Genomic DNA, 9,137 nt, shown 5'->3' with positions numbered 1-9,137 from the left:
TTTGGTTCGTCTTCTTTAATTTTCAAAGGTCTTGTTCTTATCGCTCTTGCGCGACAACTATCTTAGTTTATCATTTCTTCAACTGCTTGTCAACACTTTTTTGAAACTTTTTTTATTTCTTTTTTCGTGCTGTGTCGCTTCAGATTTGACAACTCAATTATTCTATCATCTTCATTTGACCTTGTCAACTACTTTTTGAAACTTTTTTTCAAACGGTTAACAGGTTCTCTAAAAGACAACTCAATCATTCTATCATCTTCATTTGACCTTGTCAACACTTTTTTGAAATATTTTTTCATGCCACTGTTCTCTCGAGATTATATGTAAAAGAAAAAGTTGCTCGCTATTTCTAGCTTGAATACAGTATACAAGAACAAACTTAAGCAAACTGAAGGTTTTCATACTCATTTAAAATCTGGAAAGCTATCTGCCAATCAAATGGAATGCAGAATATTTCAATTTTGAAGTTTTTGAATAGAGTACGGCTAGTCGTCAATCTGAGCTTAAATATTGAAATTTTACACATAGTAATTGTTCTTCCATGCTATTTTTAATTTTTATTGAGTATTATTTCTTGTTTGTCAGATATGTTATAAATGTCTAAAATGAAGAACTACTTCTAGCTAGCAACTTATTATTCTCATTTACAGGTACAAAAAAGTCGCTAGACTATTCTAACGACTTTCTTATTATACACGCTCAACTTTGCCTGATTTAAGAGCACGCGCTGAAGCCCAAACTTTTTTAGGTTTGCCATCAATCAAAACAGTAACTTTTTGAAGGTTTGGTTTAACTGCGCGTTTTGTTTGGTTCATAGCGTGTGAACGGTTGTTACCTGATACAGTCTTACGACCAGTAAAATAACATACTTTAGCCATTGTATATTCCTCCTCATTTGATCAAATATATAGGATGTGCTAGCACCACATACCATACTATTCTAACAGAAAAGAATGGACTTGGCAAGAAATATTTTTATTTTTTATTCTCATTCTTCTTGCTAGCTAGGCTAGAGCGATTTCAGATGCTTGGTAATTTGTTTTTCCTTCTATAAAAGAACTTCATTTTGCTTTAGCAGAAATAGGGCTTAGACAATAGGTGCACGGACCAGGTTTGCAAAAAAAGAACCCAACATAGGTCGGGCTCTAGATTATATTCTAATTAAAATTTGCTCGAAATCAAAAATTTCTTCGCAGTAATATTAAGCTTTATTGGCTGAACCAAATACGTCGATGCGCTCTTCAACAGATGCTTGGATAGCTTTTACGCCGTCAGCCAAGAATTTACGTGGGTCAAAGAGTTTTTTCTTGTCGTATTCTGCTTCGTTTGCTTCATAAGCTGCTGCAAATTTACGAGTTGCGTTTGCAAATGCGATTTGGCACTCAGTGTTAACGTTAACTTTAGCAACACCCAATTTGATTGCTTCTTGGATTTGCTCATCTGGAATACCAGAACCACCGTGCAATACGATTGGGAAACCTGGTACAGCTTCAGTCAATTTACGCAAGTGGTCAAGGTCAAGACCTTCCCAGTTTGCTGGGTATGGACCGTGGATGTTACCGATACCAGCTGCCAAGAAGTCAATACCAGTTGCAACCATTGCCACTGCATCTTCGATTGGAGCCAACTCGCCAGTACCAACGATACCGTCTTCTTCACCACCGATAGTACCAACTTCAGCCTCAACTGAGATACCTTTAGCGTGAGCCAATTCTACAACTTCTTTAGCTTTTGCAAGGTTTTCTTCTACTGGAAGGTGTGAACCGTCAAACATGATAGAAGTGTAACCAACTTCGATACACTCAAGTGCATCTTCGTAGTGACCATGGTCAAGGTGAATAGCAACTGGAACTGTGATGTTCATTGACTCGATCAAGTTAGCGATCAAGTTGCGAGCTACTTTGTAGCCACCCATGTACTTAGCTGCACCCATAGAAGTTTGGATAAGAACTGGAGCTTGTTTTGCTTCTGCTGCACGCAAGATAGCTTGAGTCCACTCAAGGTTGTTTGTGTTAAATCCACCAACTGCATAACCGTTGTCACGCGCTGCTTGGACAAATTTTTCTGCTGAAACTAATGGCATTTCGATAGCCTCCTAATATTTTTTGAGGTTGTACCTCATACCCTTCTATTCTACCATTTTTATTTTGAAAATGCTAGTTGAAACTATACTGTTTTGAGAAAATTTTCACATATGTTTCATGATAAAATGACTTCTCTTCATAATAAATGCGCTTGCTTCGTATTTATTACTTTTAAGTTTTCCATTATATATTGACGTTACCAAGTAGACAAAAAACATCATTATAGTTTGAAAACAAAATTCAAAATAACAAATGATGAACAACTACAAGTCCAAAAATGCAAAAAGGACTAGCTTTAGCTAGTCCACTTATGCGGAGAGTGGGACTTGAACCCACACGACCTAAAGCGGTCACAGGATCCTTAGTCCTGCGCGTCTGCCAATTCCGCCATCCCCGCTTAACACAAGAACTAGTATAACACGAGAATGGGCAGCTGTCAACACTTTTTTTGAAAAAAATAATTATTTTTTCATTGAAAGTTCTATAATGAAGTTAGCCACCTTGCCTTGCTCAAAAATATTTATTTCACTATCTTTGAGTAAGCTGGTAATTTCATTTGATAACAGGCTTGAAGTTGTTAGGCTAAGTAGAGGCTGGGCTCAAGCCCAGCACCGCTTCTCAAAGTTGGTGTCAACATCTCAGCGCAGTGGTTGATTGGCAGATTTGTTCGTGTTTTACACTCCAAATCTGACCATTACCACTGTTGTGAACAAAGTTCGCTCTATTTCCAACCTCAAAAGGTTCACTGAACCTTTTGAGCTGTGCGGGGGTGGAGTGGAACAGTCTGGGGATAGACTGTTTCAGCTCAACAACTGGAAATAAGGACTTGTTGACGAACTCTTCTAGGAATAGTCGAGTTCTTTCCCACTCCCTACCAAAACAGGTTCCAGGGTTCTTCTTGTCAAAGGATATCCATTTTAAGACACAAGAAAACACCTCTGTGTATACTTGTAGTTCACCACAAAGCCCTCACTAAGATTATACACCTAGTGAGGGCCTTATGTTCGTTTTCATTATTCTGTGGGTGAGGGCGGAGCCATCATGGATGTCTTTCCCTCTTCCTATTTATTTTTCATTCTCAACAGCAGCTGTGACGAAGGCGGTATAGAGGCCCTCTGGACGATTTGGTCGAGATTGGAGTTCTGGGTGATATTGACAGGCAACAAAGAACTTATTCTCAGGAATTTCAACGATTTCAACTAGGCGGTTGTCTGGCGATACGCCTGAGAAGACAAAGCCAGCTTCTTCAAATTGTTGACGGAAGTCATTGTTAAACTCGTATCGGTGGCGGTGACGGCGTTGGACAACTTCTTGATTGTCATAGGCTGCCGCAGCTTTTGAACCACGTTTGAGCTTGCTTGGATACAAACCTAAACGAAGCGTTCCACCTAAATCTTCTACACCGATTTGGTCGCGCATGATATCAATAATAGGGTACTTGGTTTCTGGATCCAATTCAAAACTATTGGCTCCTTCCAACCCTAAAACATGACGGGCGAATTCCACACAGGTCAACTGCATGCCCAAGCATACCCCCAACATAGGCACATCATTTTCACGCGCATAGCGAATGGCTTGGATTTTTCCTTCCGTACCGCGTTGACCAAAGCCACCAGGTACGATAATCCCTTGGGCTTGTCCAAGTCGTTCAGCAACATTTTCTGCCGTCAAGTCATTGGCATTGACCCAATCCAACTCAATCGCAGCATCGTTGGCATAGCCTGAGTGTTTCAAGGCTTCTACAACGGAGATATAAGCATCTTGGAGTTCGACGTATTTACCAACAAGTGCAATTTTGACAGTCTTCTTGAGATTTAGAACCTTGTCAACCATGGCTGACCAATCTGTCATATCTGCTGGTGGCACATCCAGTTTCAAGTGGTCGCAGACAATCTGGTCCATGTTTTGCGCCTGCATATTGAGAGGAATTTGATAGAGGTGTTCAACGTCCAAGGATTCAATCACCGCTTCTGGAGCCACATCACAGAATTGGGCTAACTTGTTTTTAATACCTTGACCTGCCGGCTGTTCTGTCCGAATCACCAACATATTTGGTTGAATACCAAGTCCACGCAGTTCTTTGACCGAATGCTGGGTTGGTTTGGTTTTCATTTCTCCTGCTGCCTTGAGGAAAGGCAAGAGTGTGGTGTGGATATACATAACGTTATCAGAGCCAACATCTGCCTTCATCTGACGGAGAGCTTCAAGGAAAGGCAAACTTTCAATATCTCCGACAGTTCCACCTACTTCTGTGATGATGACATCCGCATCTGTCGTACGGGCTGCTCGCTTGATTTTGTCCTTGAGAGCATCGGTGATATGTGGAATGACCTGAACAGTGGCTCCTAAATACTCACCTTTGCGTTCTTTACGAAGGACTTCGCTGTAAATTTTACCAGTTGTGACGTTGGAGTATTTGTTGAGGTTGATATCGATAAAACGCTCATAGTGACCAAGGTCCAAATCCGTTTCTGCGCCATCATCTGTCACAAATACTTCCCCGTGTTGGTAGGGGCTCATAGTTCCTGGATCGATGTTGATGTAGGGATCGAATTTTTGAATGGTAACTTTTAAGCCTCTGTTTTTCAAGAGGCGACCCAAACTTGCTGCTACAATTCCCTTACCAATCGATGACACCACGCCACCAGTTACAAAAATATATTTTGTCATGCAAACTCCTTCTCTACTGTCATCATCATGATGGGGGTAGATTCAATAATGATGAAGAAAAAACAAAAATAGCTCCCTACGAATAGGGAGCTCCGACCTCAAAAGAGGTGCCCGATAATATCTTATCGCAATCTCATTGTCTTGTCAAATACAATTTTATGTGACTATTCGTCTACAGACTCTTCATCTGAGTAGTCATCATCGACCTCACCCACATCAACTTGTTCATCATCCAATTCATCATCCGTGATAATTTCGTTGATTTCAGAGTCGTATGATTCTACTTCATCTTTTTCATCATCAGGATTTTCATCATCATATTCAGATGACAATCTATCAGAGTAATCATCCTCATCTTCTGGATCATCATGACCATAATCGAGGGCATCCTCATCTCCGTCCATAAAGGCATTGACGCGTTTTTTCTTCCGTTTTGGCGCATCTTCATCATCTTCTTCAAGGGTGATCACTTCTTCATCAATTTCATCAATAGCATACCAAGAACGTAATCCCCATTTATTTTCACCGAGCGGAATAAAGCTACCATCCACATTCAAATCTGAATAAAAAGTTGGCAAGGCTGCTCGAATCTCGCTATTTGATTTTTCAAGGTAATTTTGAATTTCATTGACCAAATCATTGAAGTACATTTCATTGTCACGTCCGCGTTCTTCCAAAATAGCACGGGCTACTTCAATCATGGAAAGTTCACTTTTTTCTTGTCCTGCAAATACGTTTAATTCCAAGGCTCTTCTCCTTTTTTGTCTTTCCTTTCTATTTTACGCTAAAACTCTTAATTAGTCAAAGATAAGTGAAATTTTTTTTAGAAAAGAAAAGCCTAGTCGGCACTGCCAAACTAGACATTCTTTCTGGAATTACCCAACTTCTTCCAAAATGGTCGACAGTGCTTGCTAACCATTTCGGGGATATGTTTTTTATTCTGAGACAGAATCTAGCGCCTCCTCTGGCTTGCTTCCAGCTGCATCTGTCGAGGATTGAACTGATTCAGCAGCTACTGCCGGTTCGCTGGAGGCCTCTTCGCTAGCCGTTTTTGCAACTGACTCAGCATCCAATGGTGATGCAGTTGCTGGGGCGGTCTCACTCTTGGATTCTTGCGCTTGGTCACTTGTTGGTGTACCGCTTGCCTCCGTTGTTTCCTCAGGAGTGAAGCGTTGGGCAGGCGTTGCAATAATCGAAGAGGTGGTTGGTTGAGTTGTTGCTTCTGTTGGTTTTGCAGGCTGGGTTGGGGCCGGTTGAGTTGCCGCTAGCAAAGCTTCTGCTGGCGCCAATTCCGTTTGCGGATGGAGCGCAGCCTTTTCCACCCGGTAGAAGCCTGAACCATCTGGTCTCGGGATGCGGTAGGCCGTTTGAGAAACCTTTGTTTTTGGATCGACAACATCTTGTGGATCAAAGATATAACCATCCTTGGTTGTAAATTTACCAGCCGCCTTGGCAGCTTCAATTTCCTCATAACTGTGGACAATCTGCCAATTCTTCAATCCTTTCCGTTGTTCTTGTGGTGTCACACGTTTAGCCAATTCATCTCGGTCACGCTTGTCTAAAAGTTCCTGAACCGCAGCCAATTCCTGACTTGAAAGTTCGCTTTTTTTCACTGAACGCAGGCTATCATCATCTGCACGTGGCAGGCTGAAGGCATCTCGAAAGACAAAACTTCTAGAGTCCAATACATCCTCGGCCGCAAAGATATAACCATCAGTTGTCGCAAATCGCCCTTGGGCCCGAGCTGCCCCGATCTCTTCTGCTGTATGGATAATTTGCCAATTTTTCAAACCAGCTCTCTTATCAAGTGCCGTCGCATTGAGAATTGAGGCAATCTGATCCGCTGCCTCATCCTGACTATGACCGCTACTGGTCCAGGCTGCAGGACGGACTTCTGGGTGTCGCATGAGGTACTTGATGGTCGCAATTTGTTCCTTGTTCAACCAGGTATATGGCAGGACATGGATGTGGTCAATATGCGGAATGACAAAGACTTCCCCGGTATCATAGGTGGCATTTCCACCACGCATTGGGAGCTTATGAATTGGCACAAGCAGAGCTGGTGTCAGATCCCCTTCTTTAGCAGGGCTGACATCAAATAAATAGGACGAATCCTTCTCCATCAGATGCAATTCTGCAAATGAAATCTTCATCAAATCTAATTCCTGACGGGCATAGAAATAAGCCTTGCCATCCACTTCCATCCAATAGCCCACCTGACCTCGATGACTAGTCTTGCGCAAAACTGCCTGGCTATCAAATTCAGGGCGATTTTCAGGACTCCCTTGTTCCTCGGTCGACGGAAGGGTTACTGGTTTTGATGGAGCCGTTGTCGAATGACCGCCAGCATTGGCCTGGGATTTTTCAGCCAACCATGCTGCAACTTCCTTCAACTCAAATTCTTCTAATTCACCAAAGCCAACATAATGGAAGTGATCTCCGTGGCTCGCAACCAAGCCATGTTCATCAACAGAGGTAATCGATTCCTTCGTAAAGCGATAGCCATCACTAGTGAAGTAAGTCTGGCCATCCAACCCCTTACCATATACAGCAATCGGGCGTCCCTGCCAAATACGAGTCTTTTGTTTGGCAATCCCTATCGGTTTGGTTGAACTAGTCGGCAAGATTGGACTTGGTGTTGGATTAGAGTGAATCTGATGACTAGTAGCTTGGTGTCTGGTACCACCATTGGCCTGGCCGATGCTTGCACCACTTGTGCCAATCATCCGAGCAATCTTTTCTTCCAAGGCCGACATCTGGCTGTATGGGATAAAGTGGAAATGATCTCCGTGGGGCACGATTACACCGGTGGCTGTTTTTTTACTGATAGCTCTTGGATCAAAGACCAAACCGTCTGCTTCAACATGGCGCTCAGATAGAGGGGTACGGTCCAATTGGGCCAACAAACTAGCTAAATCTTGATTCTGAGCTAATAAAATAGCCGGTTGCTGAATCACCTTATCATTTCCTTCATTATTTCCAACTTGGCCATGGTCCTTAGCGACAATCGATTTTCCTGATTGCTCTTTAACCCATTCTTCTACTTGTTTAATTTCAAAATCTTCCAATTCGCCTAAATTGACATAGTGGAAATGGTCTCCGTGACTAGCAATTAAACTGTGTTCATCCACTGATGTAATCGAATCCTTACTAAAGATGTATCCATCACTGGTAAAATAGGCCTTACCATCCAATCCCTTTCCATATACAGTAATCGGACGTCCCATATAAGAAATGACTTTATCCTTACCCTGACCAGCTATTGGCATATCAGTGGAATGACTTGATTGAGTCGGTTCTACAAAATCTATCAAAATCATAGAATGAGTAGAATTGGCTACACCTCCCACCTGCACATTTTGGCTCGGAGATGAAACAACTCCTCCACCAACACCAATCATCCGAGTAATCTTTTCTTCCAAGGTCGACATCTGACTATAAGGAATGAAATGATGGTGATCTCCATGAGGAACAACAACACCTGTCGCAGTTTTCTTAGTTATGGTTCGTGGATCAAAGACCAGGCCATCTGCTTCCACATGACGTTGGGATAAAGGTGTCGCATCCAGCTGAGCCAACAAGCTGGCCAAATCTTGTCCCTGTACTGAAACAGGAGTTTCCTGCCGAACTTTCTGGGTGTGATTTCCATAATGATTTCCAGTGGTTGACTGACTGTTCCCCTTTTTATTCCAATAATCCTGAGCCGCTTTCAATTCAGAGGCAGAGAGGTCTTTTTTAGGAATAAAATGGAAATGGTCCCCATGAGGAACAATAAAGCCATCACCGGTATCTTCGATGACATCTGTCGGATTAAAGACATAACCATCGTCAGTCTTGTAAGGACCGTCTGAATGGCTAGAACCTGTCGCCTGTTGCTTGCTATCAGCCGATGTAATCCCTTTCTGTCGTTCCACTTCTTCCTTGCTCCGAACATTTTTCTGCTGTTTGGCATCTTTCAAGTATAGATAATATTTCCCATCTACCTTGATAACGTAGCCATCTTGAACCTCATTGATAATGTGACTATCTTGAAGGACATAATTCGGATCCTTCATGACCAATTCTTCACTAAAGATGGCATCGAAAGGCACCTTGCCATTGTAATAATGGAAATGATCTCCGTGAGAGGTCACATAACCTTGGTCTGTGATTTTGACAACAATCTGCTCAGCATCAATATTTTCCTTTGCCGAAACCTGTTCCGGAGTTAATTGCTCCGCGACCAGTGACTGCTCCTTCTGACTATCTTCAATATAGGACACTCGATTTTTTTGTTCTTCTGTCGCCTGATAACGACCCAACTGGTAGCTACACACACTCATCCCCAAAACAAGGGCTGCTACCGAACCAACAAGAGCTTTCTTCTTCATCTTCTCTCCTTTA

The 9,137-nt window shown here is 42.4% G+C and carries 4 protein-coding genes, 1 tRNA gene and 1 pseudogene; all 6 read right to left on the bottom strand.

Annotation, left to right across the window (positions count from 1 at the left end):
* Positions 1-689 precede the first annotated feature (689 nt).
* A complete protein-coding gene (gene rpmB, locus C1G53_RS01310; RefSeq protein ID WP_001140948.1) occupies positions 690-878 on the bottom strand; it encodes a 50S ribosomal protein L28 in 189 nt (62 codons plus the stop codon).
* A 323-nt stretch (positions 879-1,201) separates the two neighbouring features.
* A complete protein-coding gene (locus tag C1G53_RS01305) occupies positions 1,202-2,083 on the bottom strand; it encodes a class II fructose-bisphosphate aldolase (RefSeq protein ID WP_105109964.1) in 882 nt (293 codons plus the stop codon).
* A 312-nt stretch (positions 2,084-2,395) separates the two neighbouring features.
* A tRNA-Leu gene (locus C1G53_RS01300) sits at positions 2,396-2,481 on the bottom strand.
* Positions 2,482-3,149: 668 nt separating this feature from the next.
* Positions 3,150-4,754 carry a CTP synthase gene (locus C1G53_RS01285; RefSeq protein WP_105117373.1) on the bottom strand — a complete coding sequence of 535 codons (1,605 nt, stop codon included), beginning with the start codon at positions 4,752-4,754 and terminating at the stop codon, positions 3,150-3,152.
* Positions 4,755-4,918: 164 nt separating this feature from the next.
* On the bottom strand, positions 4,919-5,500 hold the full coding sequence (gene rpoE / locus C1G53_RS01280; RefSeq protein WP_105117372.1) for a DNA-directed RNA polymerase subunit delta: 582 nt from the start codon (positions 5,498-5,500) through the stop codon (positions 4,919-4,921).
* A 309-nt stretch (positions 5,501-5,809) separates the two neighbouring features.
* Positions 5,810-9,124: pseudogene (locus tag C1G53_RS01275) on the bottom strand (pneumococcal-type histidine triad protein); the annotation flags it as partial.
* Between the last annotated feature and the right edge of the window lie 13 nt (positions 9,125-9,137).

It is taken from the genome of Streptococcus suis (assembly GCF_002960445.1).
GTDB classification, from domain to species: Bacteria; Bacillota; Bacilli; order Lactobacillales; family Streptococcaceae; genus Streptococcus; species Streptococcus hyiners.
The sequence above is the reverse complement of the archived record's forward strand: the minus strand, read 5'-3'. Positions and strand labels throughout refer to the sequence as shown.

Excerpts from the sequence above, each read along its gene's own strand:
- rpmB (WP_001140948.1), bottom strand. The coding sequence starts at position 878 with ATGGCTAAAGTATGTTATTTTACTGGTCGTAAGACTGTATCAGGTAAC.
- C1G53_RS01285 (WP_105117373.1), bottom strand. The coding sequence starts at position 4,754 with ATGACAAAATATATTTTTGTAACTGGTGGCGTGGTGTCATCGATTGGT.
- C1G53_RS01305 (WP_105109964.1), bottom strand. The coding sequence starts at position 2,083 with ATGCCATTAGTTTCAGCAGAAAAATTTGTCCAAGCAGCGCGTGACAAC.